This is a genomic window from uncultured Gelidibacter sp. (genome assembly GCF_947500795.1).
In the GTDB taxonomy this organism is placed as follows: Bacteria; Bacteroidota; Bacteroidia; order Flavobacteriales; family Flavobacteriaceae; genus Gelidibacter.
In genome coordinates this window covers 130,371-148,831 of record NZ_CANMTE010000004.1, presented here as the reverse complement: position 1 = coordinate 148,831, position 18,461 = coordinate 130,371, and the positions used below count along the sequence as shown (strand labels likewise).

The window sequence follows — 18,461 nt, the reverse complement described above, 5'->3', positions numbered from 1 at the left end:
TAAATGTTAAAGATGCTAATTTTGCGACTTTAAGGCTGAGGTCCTAAATTATAATTCAATCAAAAAAATCAATATAAAAGAGCAATGAAAATCATTTGCATAGGCCGTAATTATACAGAACATATTAAAGAGTTGGCCAATGAAAAACCAACGGATCCTGTAGTGTTTTTAAAACCTGACACGGCTATTTTGTTAAAGAAACAACCGTTTTTTATTCCTGATTTCTCTAATGATGTGCATCATGAAGTCGAAATCTTGGTAAAAATAAATAAGGTTGGAAAATACATCGATAGAAAATTTGCTCATAAATATTATGAAGAAATTGGTCTTGGCATCGATTTTACAGCGCGCGATTTGCAGCAGCAATTAAAAGAAAAAGGACTGCCATGGGAGAAAGCTAAAGCTTTTGATGGAGCTGCGGTAATCGGGAATTGGGTGTCAAAATCTAAATTTGAGTCTGTTGATGCCATTAATTTTTCATTGGAAAAAAATGGAACGGTCGTACAGCAAGGCAATACTAGCCATATGCTCTGGAAAATTGATGAACTCATAGAATATGTGTCAAAATATTTTACTTTGAAGATAGGAGACATTATCTTTACGGGAACCCCTGCCGGAGTTGCAAAAGTCGAAGCTAATGATGAGCTAAGGGGACTGATCGAAAATGATGAAATGTTTAAAATAACAGTCAAATAAAAATGGAGAATAATTATAAGCTTTTTCGTGTCCGCGAACTCGCCGATGGTGATGATGATTTTGTGATGGCGATAGCTGCTGCGTTTTTGGAAGAAGTTCCAGAAGATGCCGAGCGACTGAAAAAAGCGGTTGCTGAGGCTGATTATTATACTGCTTATCAGGCTGCCCATAAAATGAAACCTACCATTGATCTGTTTGAACTTGGGGTTTTGGAAGATTTGATCGTTGTGCAGGACTGGGGTAAATTGGAGAAAAAGGATGAGGATGTTTCAGTTCAGCTGAAAACTGTTTTGGACGCCATAGGAAAGACGGTTGAAGAAATTAAAACAGATTTCAACCTCTAATGTTAGCAGAAATTATAACCATTGGAGATGAAATTCTAATTGGTCAAGTGGTTGATACCAATTCGGGATTTATCGCTCAACAACTTAATAAAATTGGAGTGTCTGTTTATCAGATGACTTCTGTTCAGGATGATAAAGAACACATCGTCAAATCTTTAAAAGAGGCTGAAGAGAACGCCGATATTATAATTCTTACAGGCGGGCTAGGCCCAACCAAAGATGACATTACAAAAAATACCATTGCAGAATATTTTGACGATACGCTTGTAAGAAACGAAGCGGTTACTCAAAATATTTACCGCATTTGGGCAGATTACCAAAATAATACTCCCACACAAGTCAATTTAGATCAGGCATTGGTGCCTTCAAAAGCAGAAGTTCTGATGAATTTACATGGAAGTGCTCCTGGCATGTGGCTAGAAAAAAATGGCAAAGTATTTATTTCGCTTCCTGGTGTGCCTTATGAAATGAAAGGCTTAATTGAGGACGAAGTGATTCCGAAGCTTAGAAAGCAATTTAAATTCCCTTATATACAACACGAAACCATTTTAACGTATGGTTTGGGGGAGAGCGCCCTTGCAGAGCGTATAGAAGCTTGGGAAGATCAATTGCCTCCCTACATAAAATTGGCATATTTGCCAAGTTTAGGACGTGTGCGACTACGGCTTTCTGGCAAGTCCATGGACAAAGAATTAATCCAAAATGAAATAAAACGTCAAATTGGGTTGGTGTTGCCACAAATTCAAGATATTTTTGTGGGCTTTGAACGCGATGAGTCAATTGAGGCCATTATTGGGCAACAATTAACTGCTTTAGGTAAAACCGTTGCAACTGCAGAAAGTTGTACGGGCGGCAAAATTGCCGAATTGTTTACCGCTAATGCAGGTGCCTCGCACTATTTTAAAGGCAGTGTGGTCAGTTACGCTACGCAAGCCAAAATAGATGTGCTTAAGATTGACGCCAAGCTCATTGAAGAGTTTTCTGTGGTCAGTGCGCAAGTAGCAGAAGCTATGGCGCAGTCCATCATAACACTTTTTGATGTAGATTATGCTATTGCTACCACAGGGAATGCGGGACCTGACAAAGGCGATGCCGATACAGAAGTAGGGATGGTGTTTATTGCAATTGCTACTCGAGAGAAGGTGTTTTCGGAACATTTTAAGTTTGGAAATCACCGTTATAAAGTGATAAACCGAGCGGCAAATAAGGCATTTGAAATGCTTCAAAAAGAAATTTTAAAAAAGTAACAATTTTAGTTTGTTGATATTGTAAAGTTTTACTAAATTTGCAAACTGTTTTAAATAACATCATTAAAGTTAGAAAGAATGTCAAGAGTTTGTGAACTTACTGGAAAAAAAGCGATGGTTGGAAACAACGTATCTCATGCGATGAATAAAACGAAACGTAAATTTGATGCAAATCTTATTAAAAAGCGTTTCTATATTCCTGAAGAGGATAAATGGGTAACTTTAAAGGTTGCTACATCTGCATTGAAAACCATCAATAAAATTGGAATTTCTGCTGCGATTAAAGAAGCAAAATCTAAAGGATTTTTAAAATAATAGCCACAAGCTAAAAAGTTAAGATAATGGCAAAAAAAGGTAATAGAATTCAAGTTATATTAGAGTGTACTGAGCACAAAGAATCTGGGCAACCAGGAACTTCTCGTTACATTACTACGAAAAACAAAAAGAATACGCCAGACAGAATGGAGATTAAGAAATTTAATCCTATCCTTAAGCGTATGACAGTTCATAAAGAGATAAAATAAGTAAGTCATGGCAAAGAAATCAGTAGCATCGTTACAAACAGGATCTAAGAGATTAACCAAAGCTATCAAGATGGTTAAATCTCCAAAAACAGGAGCTTACCAGTTCGTTGAATCAGTTATGGCGCCTGAGTTCGTAGACGAGTTTTTAAAGAAAAAATAAATATATAACATATATTTTTTAAAACTGCTTTCATTTGAAAGCAGTTTTTTTATGTCTATATTTGAGCTACATATGACAAATTAGCAGTTTGAGTTTTAAGGCAAGAAATTTGTTATCAGTTTTTTGTGTGACTTTCTGATGATAGACGGAGGATCACAATTTTGTCGTCAACAGAACATGGGACGTCACAACCAACTACAAATAACTTAAATAAAATGAGCTTTTTTAAAAAAATATTCTCTTCAGAAAAAAAAGAAACCTTAGATAAAGGACTAGAAAAATCAAAAACTTCTTTTTTTACCAAGCTCAATAAGGCGGTCGCCGGAAAATCAAAAGTAGATGATGATGTTCTTGATAATCTTGAAGAAATTCTCGTGTCAAGTGACGTGGGTGTCGATACGACTTTAAAAATCATTAAACGTATTGAGGAGCGCGTGGCTCAGGATAAATATCTTGGTACTGCGGAACTTAATAAAATATTAAGGGAGGAAATCGCTGGATTACTCTCTGAAATTGATAGTGGTAACGCTACAGAATTCACAGTCCCAAAAGACAAGAAACCTTATGTGATTATGGTTGTTGGTGTTAATGGTGTTGGTAAAACAACGACTATTGGTAAACTGGCAGCACAATTCAAAAAACAAGGTTTAAATGTTGTTCTTGGTGCGGCAGATACCTTTAGAGCTGCTGCAATTGACCAACTTCAAATTTGGGCTGACCGTGTAGATGTGCCAATGGTGCGTCAAAATTTTGGTAGTGATCCAGCCTCTGTGGCTTTTGATACGTTAAAAAGTGGGGTCAACCAAAATGCTGATGTCATTATTATTGACACTGCCGGACGTTTGCATAATAAAATCAACTTGATGAATGAGTTGACTAAAATCAAACGTGTCATGCAAAAAGTTATTGGCGATGCACCTCACGATGTGCTTTTAGTGCTCGATGGTTCTACAGGTCAAAATGCTTTTGAACAAGCGAAACAATTTACTGCAGCTACTGAAGTGACGTCCTTAGCCGTTACCAAACTTGATGGGACTGCCAAAGGTGGTGTTGTTATTGGTATTTCTGACCAATTTCAAATCCCTGTTAAATATATTGGTGTCGGAGAAGGTATTGACGATTTGCAAGTGTTCAATAAATTTGAGTTTGTAGATTCTTTCTTCAAATAAATAAATACTTCTTAAAACATACATTTTACCTCGTCGAAAATTGAATACTAAATTCTATAGGTTTCGATAGGCATACTTGTGATTTATTTCCAGGATTAGTAACATCTTGGTAATCATTATGATGTTTCAATTTTTACAATTCAAACCCGAATACTGATGTGAAAGTATAAAGGTTTTTATTGCAAGAATAGAAATGTAAATCCTACTCCATATTTCGTAAATCATTACGTATCTTTGCACACTTAATTTTTTTGAATATGAGAACGAAATCGCTTAAAAAGAATCGCATAAACGTGGTCACACTTGGTTGTAGCAAAAACGTATACGACAGTGAAGTCCTAATGGGGCAACTTAAAGCGAGCGGAAAAGATGTGGTGCATGAAGAAGAAGGTAACATTGTAGTTATCAATACATGTGGCTTTATCAATAATGCAAAGGAGGAAAGCATCAATACCATTCTCGAATTCATGCAGAAAAAGGAAGATGGTGAAGTTGATAAAGTTTTTGTAACTGGATGTTTAAGTGAACGTTATAAGCCGGATTTACAAAAGGAAATTCCTAATGTGGACCAGTATTTTGGAACTACGGAATTACCTGGTTTATTAAAAGCATTAGGTGCTGATTACCGACATGAACTTATTGGTGAGCGCCTTACAACGACTCCAAAAAATTACGCTTATCTAAAAATTGCTGAAGGTTGTGATAGACCATGTAGTTTTTGTGCAATCCCGTTAATGCGTGGGAAACATAAAAGTACACCAATTGAAAACTTAGTGGTTGAAGCTGAAAAGTTAGCCGCTAATGGTGTAAAAGAGTTGATTTTAATTGCTCAAGATTTAACCTATTACGGCCTTGATCTTTATAAAAAACGTAACCTGGCGGAATTGTTGGAAGCGTTGGTAAAAGTTGAAGGTATCGAATGGATTCGTTTACATTATGCGTTCCCAACCGGTTTCCCTATGGATGTGTTGGACGTGATGAACCGAGAGCCTAAAATTTGTAATTATTTAGATATTCCATTACAACATATTTCCGATTCTATTCTTAAAAGTATGCGACGTGGTACGACTAAAGAAAAAACTACGAAACTGCTTAATGAGTTCAGACAAACGGTTCCAGGAATGACCATTAGAACAACACTAATTGTTGGATATCCAGGTGAAACAGAAGAAGACTTCCAAGAATTGAAACAATGGGTGTCAGACATGCGCTTTGAGCGATTGGGTTGTTTTACCTATTCACATGAAGAAAATACACACGCTTTTAATTTAGTGGATGATGTTCCTCAAGAAGTTAAAATGCAACGTGCGAATGAGATTATGGAAATCCAGTCCCAAATTTCTTGGGAATTGAACCAAGCTAAAATCGGACAAGAGTTTAAAGTTGTTATTGACCGTAAGGAAGGGAATTACTTTGTAGGTCGTACAGAATTTGATTCTCCAGACGTAGATAATGAAGTCCTTATTGATGCTTCAAAATGCTATTTAAAAACAGGAGAATTCACGACAGTAAGAGTGACAGAAGCTGAAGATTTTGATTTATATGCAGAGGTAGTACCATCATAAAAAACACCGCAAAGCATTCTAAAATATAAAAAACCAAATCAGAGTCAAGCAAGACTCCGATTTGGTTTTTTTATGCGTGGATATCAGAATCCGAAATATGTTGATGCAATAGAAAAATAGATAAGCACGCCACAAATATCTGCCAAAGACGTTACCAAAGGCGCACTGGCTGTGGCGGGATCAATTTTTAATTTGGTAAAAATAAAGGGTAATAGCATTCCTATTAAACTTCCTAACATAACGTTCAGAACCATTGCCATACAAACCACTGCAATGACTTCTGGTGCTCTAAAACTGGCAACAGCTGCAACACTCGCCGCCATTGTGATACCCAGTAGCAATGATATGAGAAGTTCCCGTCCAATTAATTTGTACCAATCTGATACCTGAATTTGGCCTAATGCCAAATAACGAATCATTAGGGTTGCAGATTGTGATCCGGCGTTTCCGCCGCTATCAATTAATAAAGGCAAAAAGAAAACTAAAGCGACAACTTGCTGAATAACATCTTCAAAATTTGCTAAAGCAGCGCCCGAAAATACATTCATAAAAACCAACAGGACAAGCCAAACGATTCTGTTTTTATATAAGATAAGAATGCGCTCCTTTAGAGGGTTTTTACTTCTATTTTGGATGGATCCAAATTTATGGAAATCCTCGGTAGACTCTTCTTCGATGACATCCAGCATGTCATCAAAAGTGACAATTCCTATAAGTACACCTTCTTCATTCAGCACAGGCATAACTTCCAAATCATAATCTTTAAAAACCTGAATCGCTGTTTCCTGATCATCTTTAGCATTTAAAAACACAAACCGATTGTCGAGGAGGTCGCCTATACGCTGTTCTGGATTGGCTAAAATCAAATTTTTAATGGATAAATCGTCAATTAATTTTCCTTGCTCATCAATGACATAGATAATATTCAAGGTTTCAGAATGTTGTCCATATTGTCTAATATGTTCGAATGCTTGGGCTACCGTAAAATCCTCTTTAATGGCTACAAACTCAGGCGTCATTAATCGTCCGATACTATCTTTTGGATAGCTCAACAAGGTGACGGTTATCTCACGTTCTTCAGGTGATAAAACCTGTATGAGCTGCGTTACAATGTCTTCAGATAAATCCTCAAAGAAGGCAGTTCTATCATCGGGCTCAATATCGTTGAGTAAGCGTGACAGTTTCTGATGATTTTTAGATAAACCTTCAATTACTTCCTGCTGATCCGCACGCGATAACATTTTGAAAACCTTTTTCGCGCGGATTCTAGGCAATAATCGGATCAGGGTGATTTTATCATCTTTTGAAGCATGCTTTATCAGAAGTGCAATATCTAAAGCATCAATAGTATCCAAGAATAGTTTGAGCTTACGCCATTCATTATTGGAAATTAAAGTTTGAACATCAGGTAGTGTAGTGCGCATAAATATGAAGTGTTATACGTTGATAATTTCATTACTTAAATCTTTTTAGGGCTTCTAAGTATAAATATAACTCTTAAATAGGTATGATATAACTAATGGGAAGTCTCGAAAAAGGAAGACGATTTTAAGCTTTATATTGGTAATTGAGTGAAACGTTTGGGTAACGAAGTGTTATGTATTCTATGGAATTTCATTACTAAAATTAGTTTTTGTCTTTTTGTTTTTCCAAGTGTTTATTGATCTTTTCAATAGCAGATTCTATTGATTTTTCAGGTTCTATAATATTATATTCTCCCCAAAATCTCGGATCCGAAAATCCAGAAGCTTCATCACTTAGGATGACTGTAGGACGTAAGGTTTCCCGTTGTGTGGGGTCGTCATCCAATGTTTTTGCCCAATCTGTTACTGCCATTTCACTGCTCAAAGTGTAAACACTATTAAACAAGCGCCCCTTCCAGATGACTTTAAAAGTCAATTGAATATTGCTATAACCGTAATACCATTTGTCACCTTTAAGTCGATAATCGACCCGATAAGCTGCTTCTGTAGGGTAAACTGTGACTCTATTAGGTTTCTTTTTGACAAATAGCTCGGCAGCTCTTTTTCTATTTTCAACATTTAAATTATAAATGGCACTAATGAGCGAAAAGGTTTCCGCATCAATATAAAGTTTGCCATAATGCATAGGCTCAGTGATATTTGGGCGTTGTTTGAATTTGACCACATATACTGAACGGTTATTAATTTCCGTAGGTTTATCGAATGAAAATTCAAATTCCGAAAATGTATTTTCATTAAATATAAATTGAGGATATTTTATAATGTCAGCGTATATGGCACTATACGGCCCACCTTGCAATTTCATTGCTATTGTGTCCAATCTGTCATAATCTGTACTTTTACGAGCCTTTATCAATTTAATTTTATCCGCTTTTGGCGAAGTGGAAGGTTGTCTGTATATTTCTACGATTGCTTCAGATAAAGAGGCATCGCGTCGTCTTTTCTTTATCGTTTCTCTGTAAAAAGCTGTCATAACCGTTTCTTCACTGAAGTTGTGTTCTCCTTTTTTATCAAGCGCCGCCTTCACTAAGGAACTCGCGTCTTTGGGAGCGTTTATACGAACTTCTGTTAGTTGCATGGCTGATTCTTCCAACAAGATTTTAATATCCTCACCATTCAAACTTGAAAGTGGGATTGTTTTTGTCTGATAGCCCAAAAATGAAATCCGGATGTTGTTATTGATATAGTTACTTGGAACTTTTAAAAGAAATTCGCCGTCGGAATTAGTAATCGTACTGATATTGGTTTCTTGTACATTAATAGTCGCAAAGGCCAATACGTTTTTCGTATTGCTATCGATTATAGTCCCTCTATATTCCTTGAAATCTTGATTAATATCAGATTGTTGAGCGTAACTATTGGCAAATAATTGGAGTGTTGAAAACACAAAAATAGCAACGAATAACCAATGTGTTTTATGAAATGGCTGGATTGATTCTATTGTAGTTTTCATCGCGTGCTATATTTTAGTGTTTAAATTACTAAAAATAAGCACGCAACGAATGGTTTTTACTGATAATCTTAGGAGTTATAGCTCGAAAGAATTGTTGTTGACGAAGAAGATTGCATTCACAAAAAACAATTTCCCGTTCTCCCAAAAATTCCTGAATAAGGTGTTGTCGGCCATATATATAATACTGCCGTTACCCAATCGTTCTTCTCCAAAAACCAAGGAGTTTTCTAGATTTTTCAGAGTATTTTTTCCTGCATAACCAGACACATTTTTAGGCTGTTCGCCCAAATATGCTACATTATACCCATCCTCCAAAAGACTGTAAGCACTAGAACCTGATTTTAAGGTAAAGTAGTTTTTGTCATACCCAAAGCCCATCGGGTGCGTGTTGTCAACTTCCGATTTGAAAATTGCGCCCGTAATCATATCATTGGTGCTTTCACGTTCGCGCTCTGCATATGGTGTAAGATTCTTTTTTGTTGCTGTGGTATCTTTGGATACGTTGCGTTTCAGTCCAAAATCTTTGTGATCAGCAAAAATATTTAGAGCACCATCAATAGCGATAAGCTTACCGCCCTTTTTGATCCAGTTTTGAAGTTTTTCCAAATTTGAATCTGTAAAAAATCGTCCATAATAGCCATTCGGGATTATCAAAACGGAATATTCATCCAAATTGGTTCGCGCAAAGTGGTCTGTGTTAATGGAGGTTACAGGGTATTGTAATTGCTGTTCAAAAAAGTGCCACACCTCTCCATATCCTAATGAGGACGTGTAATTTCCTGCAAGTAATGCAATCTTCTGCTTGTTGACCAATTTGACATCTGGCGATCCAAAATCTGGTCCTGATTTTGAGAAGCCACTTGACACTGCAACTGCTTTTCTTTTAAATTTATCTGCAGCCGCAATGATCACATCATCAAAATTTTCAACTTTTTTATTGTCACCTCTAACAATAATCAAAGCGCCTCTGCCAAAGGTGTGTTCTGGATTTTTGGTCACTAATGGTTTTTCAGTAAAACGGACTTTGATATGCTGCTTTAATAATTCGGCTAAAAACTCAGCGTCTTTAATATGATTCCATTTAAAGATATAACCAGTAGCACTTGTATTTTTAGAATTCGGAACAAAGGTCGTCGTTGCTGTAGTAGTTGCAGCCAAACTAGTACTCGCCACGGCATCTAATCCATACGCATAGGGTAAGCTCCACGCTGTAATATCATAAGTAATGGAATCTGCTAATGTGGTGTTAGGTTCAAATAAAACCTGCACCATTTGCCCTTTTGGTTGATTGGTGCTTACCACCAAATCTTCAGAAGTTGCGGTGAAATTACCGTTTTTACTATTCTGATATGTGTACCCTGATACTTTGCCAGAAGCAGCAGCGCCGTAGCGAATATCGTGTTTGTCCAATAACGATTTTAATCCTTCAATTTTATCAGAAGAGCCACCCAATACATAACTTTTAAATTTGAAATTCCTATTGTCGAAGTATTTTTTGAACTCTGTGTTTAACTTTTGGGCATTCTTAGAAGCGATTTCCACGGTAGATAATCCGGTAGTGTGATGGTGTTCTACCCGGTCTACAAGCGTTAACACGTCACCTTCATCATTCAAAATCTCTAATCCTGATTGTCCACCTTGCTCGTAAGTCATTCCAATGGCGCCCAAATAAGTCGGATATGTGTCGCCGTAACTTGGATACAATAAGTCAAAACGTTCTCGTGTAAAATACAACCAGCCGTTGGCATCAAAATACTTAGCGTGATTTTCACCTATTTGCGTTTGGAAGTCGCGTTGCCAATCGGTAATAATCTCGTGAAAAGGCTCCGCTGCAGGTGCGAAATAATACGGTTCATTGATGCCTTGCTCATGGAAATCAACGTGGATTTGTGGTAACCATTTGTTATAAACTTTTAAACGCGCCTGAGTTTCTATTTGGCTTGCCCACACCCAATCTCTATTTAAATCAAATAAATAATGGTTGGCCCTTCCTCTTGGCCAAGGTTCATTTTGCTCACTTGCTTGCTGATCAATATCATACGGAGAGCTTTTAGTTTGATTGTACCAATTCACGTAACGATCACGACCATCAGGATTGAGACATGGATCAATGATAATAACGGTATTCTTTAGCCACTCCTGTTTTTCTGTCAGCAAGGCGTGAATGGTTTTCATAGAAGCTTCTGTACTGGAAGCTTCATTGCCATGCACATTATAACTCAACCAAACAATGGCAATGTCATTTGTAGACGAATTTCCATCGCCAATTCCAGCATTTTTCAGATGATTTTGTCTGATGTTTTCAAGATTTTTTATGTTTTCTTCAGATGATATTATAGCGGTGTAAAGTGGACGTCTTTCATAAGTCTCGCCATATTTCTCAAGTTTTACCTGATTTGGCATCTGCGACGCTACCATTTTAAAGTAATCGACAACTTGATGGTGTCTTGTGAATTCAGTTCCTAAGGTGTAGCCAAGGAAATCTGATGGTGATTGGATGTTTTGTGCTTTAGAGACAGAAATGTGGCCTAGTACAAGGAAAATAATAACGAAAATTTTTTGCATGATGAAGATGTGTGGTATAATTAGTCAAGTAAAGATAGGTAGTCAGAGTGAATTAACTAAAATTTAGTACTCAAAAAAAGTTAAGAGCGCTATCTTTACATTCAATTTTTAAATTCGAATATGCCAACCGATTGTATCCCATTTAAAGACACTAATTATTTTTCGTCGTTGATCACTGATTATTTGGATGAAAAAGAGGACTTAAAACCATTTTATAATCGCTTTCCATCGCTTGAAAATTTTGAAGCGCAAATAGAAGAAAAGCAACGTTCATTTAATAAGGATCATCGCTCAGATTTGGTGAAGGCTTTGATGCTGCAATATGAAGATTTGAGCATTTCTTCCATGACGCTCACCAATATTGATCTTTTAAAACATGGCACTACTTTTACGGTAACTACAGGTCATCAACTGAATTTGTTTACTGGGCCACTGTATTTTTTCTATAAGATTATCTCAACCATTAATTTATGTAAAACGCTTAAAGAAAAGTATCCACACTACAATTATGTGCCTATTTATTGGATGGCCACTGAAGATCATGACTTTGAGGAAATCAACTTTTTCAATTTTAAAGGAAAGAAAGTACAGTGGAATAGAGATGCTTCTGGTCCCGTTGGAGAATTTGATTTGGAAGGTTTAGATCAGGTATATGAAGTGTTTGCTGCACAATTGGATTCGAGTATTAATGCAAAATCCTTAAAGAAATTATTCCATCAAGCTTATTTAGAGCATGATAATTTAACCACCGCTACACGGTTTTTGGTCAATAAATTGTTTTCTGTTTACGGGTTGGTCATTTTGGATGGCAATGATCCGATATTGAAAAAACTCTACATTCCTTATATTGAAGATGAATTAGTTGAACAATCATCGTTCAAAAAGGTGTCGAAAACCAATGACGAGATCAACGCGTTGCCATCAAATTATAAAATTCAAGTCAATCCTAGAGAAATCAATCTCTTCTACATCAATAACAATATTAGAGAGCGAATTTTAGAAACCGATGGTGTCTATGGCGTTTTGGATACAGATATCAGGTGGACAAAAGAAGAGTTGCTCGCAGAGGTAAAAGAGCACCCAGAATATTTTAGTCCGAATGTTATTTTACGTCCGCTCTATCAGGAAGTAATTTTGCCTAATCTCTGTTATATAGGTGGTGGTGGCGAATTGGCATATTGGTTACAATTGAAATCTAATTTTGAAGCTCAAAACGTCACTTTTCCGATGCTTTTGTTGCGCAATTCCGTTTTGCTTATTACCGAAAAACAAAAGGAAAAACTTGATAAGTTGAATGTTTCGGTGGCCGATTTGTTTTTGAAACAGGACGATTTAATGACTAAGGTTACCAAAGCCATTTCAGATATCAATATTGATTTCAGTCCGCAAAAAGAACAACTTCAAAAACAATTTGAACATTTATACCAATTGGCAGAACAGACCGATAAATCTTTCAAAGGCGCCGTTGCTGCTCAAGAAGTAAAGCAAATTAAAGGACTTGAAAATCTGGAAAAACGATTATTGAAAGCTCAAAAAAGAAAACTGGAAGATGTTTTGATACGCGTTAAAGTACTTCAAGACGAATTGTTTCCAGGACAAAGTCTGCAGGAACGCAACATGAATATTTCCGAATTCTATTTGGAATATGGCGAAGACATCATTCAAACGTTGGTTCAAAATCTTGATCCTTTACATTCTGAATTTCTAATCTTAGAAGTTTAAAATCCTACAAAATATAGTGAATCTATGACGAGTATGCATAAAATTGACATGGACTTAATTGAGATGACTTTAGATGTCATGAAATATGCCATTGGGCGTATCTCGGCAACTGAGCATCCCATTGGAAAGCCCAAAAAGGAAGCGGAACTCAAAGCATTGGTAGGCGAAACCATTACGCCAAAAGGAGTGGGTGGGGAGTATGCATTTAATTTATGGAAGGAGCATTTAGCAAAGGCTAATGTGCCGGTTGATCACCCTCGGAATTTGGCATTCGTACCGGCGTCGCCAACCAAGGCAGCTATTATGTTCGATTTGGTAACTTCAGCTTCTAGTATTCATGGAGCGTATTGGATGGAAGGTGCTGGCGGTATTTTTTGTGAAAATGAAGCCATGAAGTGGATGGTGTCCTTAACGGGATTACCTGAAGGAGCTTTTGGTGTTTTTACAAGTGGCGGCACAGCAGCAAATTTATCTGCTATTGTAACCGCAAGAGAACATTGGCGTGAAAACCCGGAATTTCAGCGTGAAAAAGGATTGATTATTACTTCAATTGGTGCGCATTCGTCCATAAAAGCAATGGCGAAAGTTGCCGATGTTGATATTTTATTGGTCAATTCAGAAGAACGCTTAACTGGGGAAGATTTAATTGAAACCATTAACAACCTAACCGAACACCAGCGTAAACGACTCTTTGCGGTGGTTGCTACAGGTGGCACCACTAATGCCGGAATTATTGATGATTTGGTAAGCGTCGCTCAAGTTTGTGAAGAAGAAAATTTGTGGTTTCATGTGGATGCTGCTTACGGTGGCGGTGCTTTAGTGGCAGATTCTGTGCGACATTTATTCAATGGTATTGAAAAAGCAGACAGCATTACAATTGATCCACACAAATGGATGTTCTCACCTTATGATTGTGGCGCGGTGATTTATAAAGATCCGGAATTGGCTAAAAATGCCCATTCTCAACAAGGGTCTTATTTGGATATTTTTAAAGATGAAGGTGCGCACGGATTTAATCCAACCGATTATCAAATACAATTAACACGACGTGTACGTGGTTTGCCATTGTGGTTTTCATTGGCAACTCATGGTACTGATCGTTATAAAGAAGCCGTAGAACGTGGCATTGAGCTGGCACAAATTGCTGGTAAAATGATTGAAGCGCACCCTGATTTAGAATTGGTGCGAGAACCAAGTTTGTCTTGTGTATTATACAGAAGAAAAGGGTGGGAGCCTGAAGATTACACACATTGGACTTATGAAAACCATCGCAAAGGGTTCGCTTTGGTGACGCCAACTAAATGGAAGAATGGCGACACCTTTGAAACCGTTTCACGTTTTTGTTTTATAAATCCTGATACTACAGAAAAAGATATTGAAATGATCTTAGAGACCATGGTCTAAAATTTTAATTTTTTAAACATATAGTTTGCTGTTAATTGATTGGTGATTCGGTAGAAATGGATTAGGAATTCTGGAGGTTTTTGAATGTTTAATCTGACGCAATTCCAGAAAAAATTGCATTCTAAAACGGTAGACATTAGAACTCATAAAATCGACTCATTTTTTACAATTTTCATCGGTCCTAAATGGTAAATCTAAAAATCAATCCTTATTTTTGCGCATGCAACACAACAAAGTACTTATTTTAGATTTCGGATCGCAATACACACAGCTGATTGCGAGACGCGTTAGAGAACTCAACATTTACTGTGAGATCCATCCATTCAACAAAATTCCAACCGACCTTGACAGTTTTAAAGCGGTCATTTTATCTGGTAGCCCATCTTCTGTAAGAGCAGAGAATGCGCCTCACCCGGATTTGTCAGAAATCAGAGGCCACGTGCCATTGCTTGCGGTATGTTACGGTGCACAATACTTGTCCCACTTTTCTGGTGGACTTGTAGAGCCGTCAAATACACGTGAATATGGTAGAGCTAATCTGACTTTTGTGATGGATAATCAACCTTTATTTGATCAAATAAATATAGGAAGTCAGGTTTGGATGAGCCATAGTGATACCATTAAACAATTACCAACCAACGGAACGCTGATTGCTAGTACAGGAGATGTTGAAAATGCAGCTTTTGTGATAGAAGGTGAGCAAACTTATGGTATTCAATTCCATCCTGAAGTGTATCACTCTACCGATGGAAAACAGTTATTGGAAAACTTTTTAGTACATATCGCAAAAGTTGAGCAAGACTGGACGCCACAATCGTTTGTGGAAGAAACAGTAGCTGCGCTTCAAGAGCAAATTGGCGATGATAAGGTTGTTTTAGGTCTTTCAGGAGGTGTAGATTCTTCTGTTGCTGCAATTTTATTACATAAAGCCATCGGAACAAATCTGTATTGCATTTTTGTAAATAACGGTTTGCTTCGTAAAAATGAATTTGAAAGTGTCCTTGCGCAATATGAAGGCATGGGACTTAATGTAAAAGGCGTTGATGCTTCGGCACGTTTTTTGGATGCACTAGCAGGATTGAGTGATCCGGAAATGAAACGTAAAGCGATAGGCCGCGTGTTCATTGAGGTTTTTGATGATGAAGCACATCAAATTAAAGATGTGAAATGGTTGGCACAAGGCACCATTTATCCAGATGTGATAGAAAGTGTTTCTGCAACTGGAGGCCCAAGTGCAACAATTAAGAGTCATCATAATGTTGGTGGATTGCCTGATTTTATGAAATTGAAAGTAGTAGAGCCATTAAAAGCATTATTTAAAGATGAAGTACGTCGCGTTGGTGCATCAATGCGTATGGACGAAGCCATTTTAGGGCGTCATCCTTTTCCAGGTCCAGGATTGGCCATTCGTATTTTGGGTGATATCACTGCTGAAAAAGTACGTATCTTACAAGAAGTTGATGCCGTATTTATCGACAACTTAAAATCATGGAACCTCTATGATAAAGTGTGGCAAGCAGGAGCAATTCTTTTGCCGGTGAATAGTGTTGGAGTGATGGGTGATGAGCGTACGTATGAAAAATGTGTGGCATTAAGAGCTGTAGAAAGTACAGACGGTATGACCGCTGATTGGGTGAATTTGCCATATGAATTTTTGCAAAAGACCTCAAATGAAATAATAAATAAAGTAAAAGGCGTTAATAGAGTAGTATATGACATTAGTTCAAAACCGCCTGCAACTATTGAATGGGAATAGAAAGTAGGCAGTTTTCAGTTATCTGTCATCAGTCAACGATCAATTACATCTAAAATAAAACATGAAAAAACTTATATTAATTTGCATCATTACCTTGTCTTTCAGTGTGTTTTCGCATGCTCAAAAGTTCAAGACGCATACCGTTAAGCAAGGGGAAACAATTGAATCCATTGCAAAAAAATATCAGGTTTCTGTTTCAGATATTTATGCTTTAAATCCGGATGCTAAAAGAAAATTGAACCCTGATGCGGTTTTGATTATTCCATCAACTCCAAGCGTTCAATCTGGTACTGCAGAAGTTACTAAAGAACTTATTGGATACGAAGAGCATAAAGTGAAACGTAAGGAAACACTTTATAGCCTTTCAAAGGAATATAATGTCGAGATTGAAGATATTAAAAAACACAATAAGAGACTCTATGCCGAAAACTTGAAAAAAGGCGACCAAATCAGGATTCCCCGTTATAAAAAGGTCACTTCAAAAGTAACACCGTCCAATAATGTTAAAACGTATACTGTTCAGCCTAAAGAGGGCAAGTGGCGTGTGGCTTATAAATTTGGAATTACGGTTGCTGAATTGGAAGCGCTAAACCCTGGAATGAGTGAGGTTTTACAGCCCGGAGAGGTTGTCAACGTTCCAAGTGGTTCTGACGAAAAGGTTGTTGATGATAATTTTAGTTATTATACGGTTCAAAAAAGTGAAGGTTTCTACCGCTTAAAAGTAAAATTAGGATTGACGCAAGAACAATTGGAGAAACTTAATCCTGAATTGAAAGTTGATGGCTTGAAAGAAGGCATGGTATTAAAAGTGCCTCAATCTACAAGTGTTGGGGAAGTTGTAGGAACTGTGGATAAAACTAATCTTACTAATAAATTAAAGAATTTAAAAACAAAGCAGATTGCGGTGATGTTGCCGTTCCGCTTGAATAGAGTCGATACGGATTCAGTTCAAGAAGCGAAACATCTTATTAGAACCGACAGACGTTTGTCAGTTTCATTAGATTTCCATTCTGGTGTTTTAATGGCCGTAGATTCTGCTAAACGCTTAGGAATTTCTACAAAACTTAAAGTATTTGATACGCCAGATCAGGCGTCTGAAATTTCTAAGATATTAGATTCAAATGATTTTTCTAAATACGATGCTATTATTGGGCCGTTAATGACTTCCAATTTAGACCGTGTAGCGAAAGCTGTACAAAAGGATGGCGTGCCAGTTATTTCTCCAATTACCAAACCGGACCATCTGTTTGAAAATGTGTTCCAAACTGTTGCAGATTCTGAAACTTTGGAAAATGCGCTCATCAAATTTATAAAATCAGATTCATTAAAACGAAACGTTATCATCATTGCTGATCACTCACATACAGCGCTCAGCAATCGTTTAAAGTCTGAATTTGTTGATGCAAGACAAGTGTTTTCAAGAAAGAATAAAAGTGGTAACGATGCTTACTATATCATGGCATCAGATTTAAGTGGTGCTTTTGTAAGTGGTAGAAATTATGTGTTCTTGGAAACAGCAAATGAGGCTTTAGTGTCTACTGTAACAAGTATGCTTAATGGAATGACCAATAGAAATCAGGAAATTATTATCGTGACTACTAAATTAACGGATGCTTTTGAAGGCCCTAATGTTTCTAATTTTCATTTAGCGAATTTGAAATTCCATTATCCTTCAATTAATAGAAGTTTAAATCCAGATCAACCTGATAGCTTTGTAAGAGCTTACAAACAGAAATATGGGATTGAACCTAATAAATTTGCAGTGAGAGGTTTTGATTTGACTTTAGATGTTCTTTTAAGATTGGCATCTGATGAAGATTTATATAAGGCGTCTACGAATGGTGTTGAAACACAATACACTGAAAATAAGTTTAGATATTTAAAGAAGATCTCAGGTGGTTACTATAATGAAGCTGTCTATATTGTGAAATATGCAAGTGATCTTTCTATACAAGAAGCAAAATTATGACCTCAAAAGTAGTTTACCTTGGCGATTTAAGAACGGAATGCACCCATCAGCAATCGGGTAACGCCTTTATTACTGATGCACCACTCGACAATAACGGTAAAGGTTTGGCATTTTCGCCAACAGATACGGTTGCTACAGGTTTGGCGAGTTGTATGATAACCGTTATGGGCATCAAAGCCAGAGATATGGATGTAGATATGACAGGCACGACAGCTGAGGTTACTAAAACAATGGCAAGCAATCCTAGAAGAATTTCTAAAATTGAAGTTGTATTGAATCTGCCATTTGAAGCAGACGATAAAACAAAGAAAATCCTGGAAAACACTGCTAATACGTGTCCTGTTCATAGCAGTCTCCATCCAGATATTGAAAAGGTAATCACTTTTAACTGGGCTTAAATTAT

Annotated in this window: 16 protein-coding genes; 13 read left to right on the top strand and 3 right to left on the bottom strand. The window is 37.0% G+C overall.

Annotation, left to right across the window (positions count from 1 at the left end; all coding sequences use genetic code 11):
- Nucleotides 1-84: 84 nt before the first annotated feature.
- The 8 genes from Q0947_RS10865 to rimO all read left to right on the top strand — a co-directional run bounded on the left by Q0947_RS10865 (nt 85) and on the right by rimO (nt 5,705).
- Nucleotides 85-696, top strand: a complete 612-nt coding sequence (locus tag Q0947_RS10865; RefSeq protein ID WP_299397092.1) for a fumarylacetoacetate hydrolase family protein — start codon at nt 85-87, stop codon at nt 694-696.
- A gap of 2 nt (nt 697-698) precedes the next feature.
- Nucleotides 699-1,040, top strand: a complete 342-nt coding sequence (locus tag Q0947_RS10860) for an Hpt domain-containing protein (RefSeq protein ID WP_299397089.1) — start codon at nt 699-701, stop codon at nt 1,038-1,040.
- Entirely contained in the window at nt 1,040-2,287 is a 1,248-nt protein-coding gene (locus tag Q0947_RS10855; protein ID WP_299397086.1) for a CinA family nicotinamide mononucleotide deamidase-related protein, read from the top strand. The genes Q0947_RS10860 and Q0947_RS10855 overlap by 1 nt, the downstream gene beginning before the upstream one ends.
- Nucleotides 2,288-2,365: 78 nt before the next feature.
- Nucleotides 2,366-2,602, top strand: a complete 237-nt coding sequence (gene rpmB / locus Q0947_RS10850) for a 50S ribosomal protein L28 (RefSeq protein ID WP_146888311.1) — start codon at nt 2,366-2,368, stop codon at nt 2,600-2,602.
- 26 nt (nt 2,603-2,628) lie between these two features.
- Nucleotides 2,629-2,811 (top strand): 50S ribosomal protein L33, encoded by a 183-nt coding sequence (gene rpmG, locus Q0947_RS10845; RefSeq protein WP_007648529.1) that lies wholly within the window; start codon nt 2,629-2,631, stop codon nt 2,809-2,811.
- Between the two features lie 7 nt (nt 2,812-2,818).
- A complete protein-coding gene (locus Q0947_RS10840) occupies nt 2,819-2,971 on the top strand; it encodes a DUF4295 domain-containing protein (RefSeq protein ID WP_299397081.1) in 153 nt (50 codons plus the stop codon).
- Between the two features lie 215 nt (nt 2,972-3,186).
- Nucleotides 3,187-4,140 carry a signal recognition particle-docking protein FtsY gene (gene ftsY, locus Q0947_RS10835; protein ID WP_299397078.1) on the top strand — a complete coding sequence of 318 codons (954 nt, stop codon included), beginning with the start codon at nt 3,187-3,189 and terminating at the stop codon, nt 4,138-4,140.
- 257 nt (nt 4,141-4,397) lie between these two features.
- Entirely contained in the window at nt 4,398-5,705 is a 1,308-nt protein-coding gene (gene rimO / locus Q0947_RS10830) for a 30S ribosomal protein S12 methylthiotransferase RimO (protein WP_299397074.1), read from the top strand.
- 83 nt (nt 5,706-5,788) lie between these two features.
- Here rimO and mgtE read toward each other — a convergent pair whose 3' ends face one another.
- The 3 genes from mgtE to Q0947_RS10815 all read right to left on the bottom strand — a co-directional run bounded on the left by mgtE (nt 5,789) and on the right by Q0947_RS10815 (nt 11,207).
- Nucleotides 5,789-7,129, bottom strand: a complete 1,341-nt coding sequence (gene mgtE, locus Q0947_RS10825; RefSeq protein WP_299397071.1) for a magnesium transporter — start codon at nt 7,127-7,129, stop codon at nt 5,789-5,791.
- A gap of 202 nt (nt 7,130-7,331) precedes the next feature.
- Entirely contained in the window at nt 7,332-8,642 is a 1,311-nt protein-coding gene (locus Q0947_RS10820; protein ID WP_299397070.1) for a carboxypeptidase-like regulatory domain-containing protein, read from the bottom strand.
- A gap of 75 nt (nt 8,643-8,717) precedes the next feature.
- Nucleotides 8,718-11,207: a M14 family metallopeptidase gene (locus Q0947_RS10815; protein WP_299397067.1), complete on the bottom strand. Its 2,490-nt coding sequence runs from the start codon at nt 11,205-11,207 to the stop codon at nt 8,718-8,720.
- 120 nt (nt 11,208-11,327) lie between these two features.
- Between Q0947_RS10815 and bshC the strand changes: the two genes are divergently transcribed.
- The 5 genes from bshC (at nt 11,328) to Q0947_RS10790 (ending at nt 18,456) form a co-directional block, all read left to right on the top strand.
- On the top strand, nt 11,328-12,929 hold the full coding sequence (gene bshC, locus Q0947_RS10810) for a bacillithiol biosynthesis cysteine-adding enzyme BshC (protein WP_299397064.1): 1,602 nt from the start codon (nt 11,328-11,330) through the stop codon (nt 12,927-12,929).
- 33 nt (nt 12,930-12,962) lie between these two features.
- The gene (locus tag Q0947_RS10805) at nt 12,963-14,333 is read left to right on the top strand and encodes an aminotransferase class V-fold PLP-dependent enzyme (RefSeq protein WP_299397061.1); all 1,371 of its coding nucleotides are present in this window, start codon (nt 12,963-12,965) and stop codon (nt 14,331-14,333) included.
- A 220-nt stretch (nt 14,334-14,553) separates the two neighbouring features.
- Nucleotides 14,554-16,089: a glutamine-hydrolyzing GMP synthase gene (gene guaA / locus Q0947_RS10800; protein ID WP_299397058.1), complete on the top strand. Its 1,536-nt coding sequence runs from the start codon at nt 14,554-14,556 to the stop codon at nt 16,087-16,089.
- A gap of 61 nt (nt 16,090-16,150) precedes the next feature.
- On the top strand, nt 16,151-18,058 hold the full coding sequence (locus Q0947_RS10795) for a LysM peptidoglycan-binding domain-containing protein (RefSeq protein ID WP_299397055.1): 1,908 nt from the start codon (nt 16,151-16,153) through the stop codon (nt 18,056-18,058).
- Nucleotides 18,055-18,456, top strand: coding sequence for an OsmC family protein (locus Q0947_RS10790; protein ID WP_299397052.1), 402 nt, complete (start codon nt 18,055-18,057; stop codon nt 18,454-18,456). The genes Q0947_RS10795 and Q0947_RS10790 overlap by 4 nt, the downstream gene beginning before the upstream one ends.
- Nucleotides 18,457-18,461 lie beyond the last annotated feature (5 nt).

Bases quoted from the DNA above. Each gene is read 5' to 3' on its own strand.
- Q0947_RS10805 (WP_299397061.1), top strand. From the start codon at position 12,963: ATGCATAAAATTGACATGGACTTAATTGAGATGACTTTAGATGTCATG.
- rpmB (WP_146888311.1), top strand. From the start codon at position 2,366: ATGTCAAGAGTTTGTGAACTTACTGGAAAAAAAGCGATGGTTGGAAAC.
- rpmG (WP_007648529.1), top strand. From the start codon at position 2,629: ATGGCAAAAAAAGGTAATAGAATTCAAGTTATATTAGAGTGTACTGAG.
- Q0947_RS10815 (WP_299397067.1), bottom strand. From the start codon at position 11,207: ATGCAAAAAATTTTCGTTATTATTTTCCTTGTACTAGGCCACATTTCT.
- rimO (WP_299397074.1), top strand. From the start codon at position 4,398: ATGAGAACGAAATCGCTTAAAAAGAATCGCATAAACGTGGTCACACTT.
- guaA (WP_299397058.1), top strand. From the start codon at position 14,554: ATGCAACACAACAAAGTACTTATTTTAGATTTCGGATCGCAATACACA.
- Q0947_RS10865 (WP_299397092.1), top strand. From the start codon at position 85: ATGAAAATCATTTGCATAGGCCGTAATTATACAGAACATATTAAAGAG.
- Q0947_RS10840 (WP_299397081.1), top strand. From the start codon at position 2,819: ATGGCAAAGAAATCAGTAGCATCGTTACAAACAGGATCTAAGAGATTA.
- mgtE (WP_299397071.1), bottom strand. From the start codon at position 7,129: ATGCGCACTACACTACCTGATGTTCAAACTTTAATTTCCAATAATGAA.
- Q0947_RS10820 (WP_299397070.1), bottom strand. From the start codon at position 8,642: ATGAAAACTACAATAGAATCAATCCAGCCATTTCATAAAACACATTGG.
- Q0947_RS10790 (WP_299397052.1), top strand. From the start codon at position 18,055: ATGACCTCAAAAGTAGTTTACCTTGGCGATTTAAGAACGGAATGCACC.
- bshC (WP_299397064.1), top strand. From the start codon at position 11,328: ATGCCAACCGATTGTATCCCATTTAAAGACACTAATTATTTTTCGTCG.
- Q0947_RS10860 (WP_299397089.1), top strand. From the start codon at position 699: ATGGAGAATAATTATAAGCTTTTTCGTGTCCGCGAACTCGCCGATGGT.
- Q0947_RS10795 (WP_299397055.1), top strand. From the start codon at position 16,151: ATGAAAAAACTTATATTAATTTGCATCATTACCTTGTCTTTCAGTGTG.
- Q0947_RS10855 (WP_299397086.1), top strand. From the start codon at position 1,040: ATGTTAGCAGAAATTATAACCATTGGAGATGAAATTCTAATTGGTCAA.
- ftsY (WP_299397078.1), top strand. From the start codon at position 3,187: ATGAGCTTTTTTAAAAAAATATTCTCTTCAGAAAAAAAAGAAACCTTA.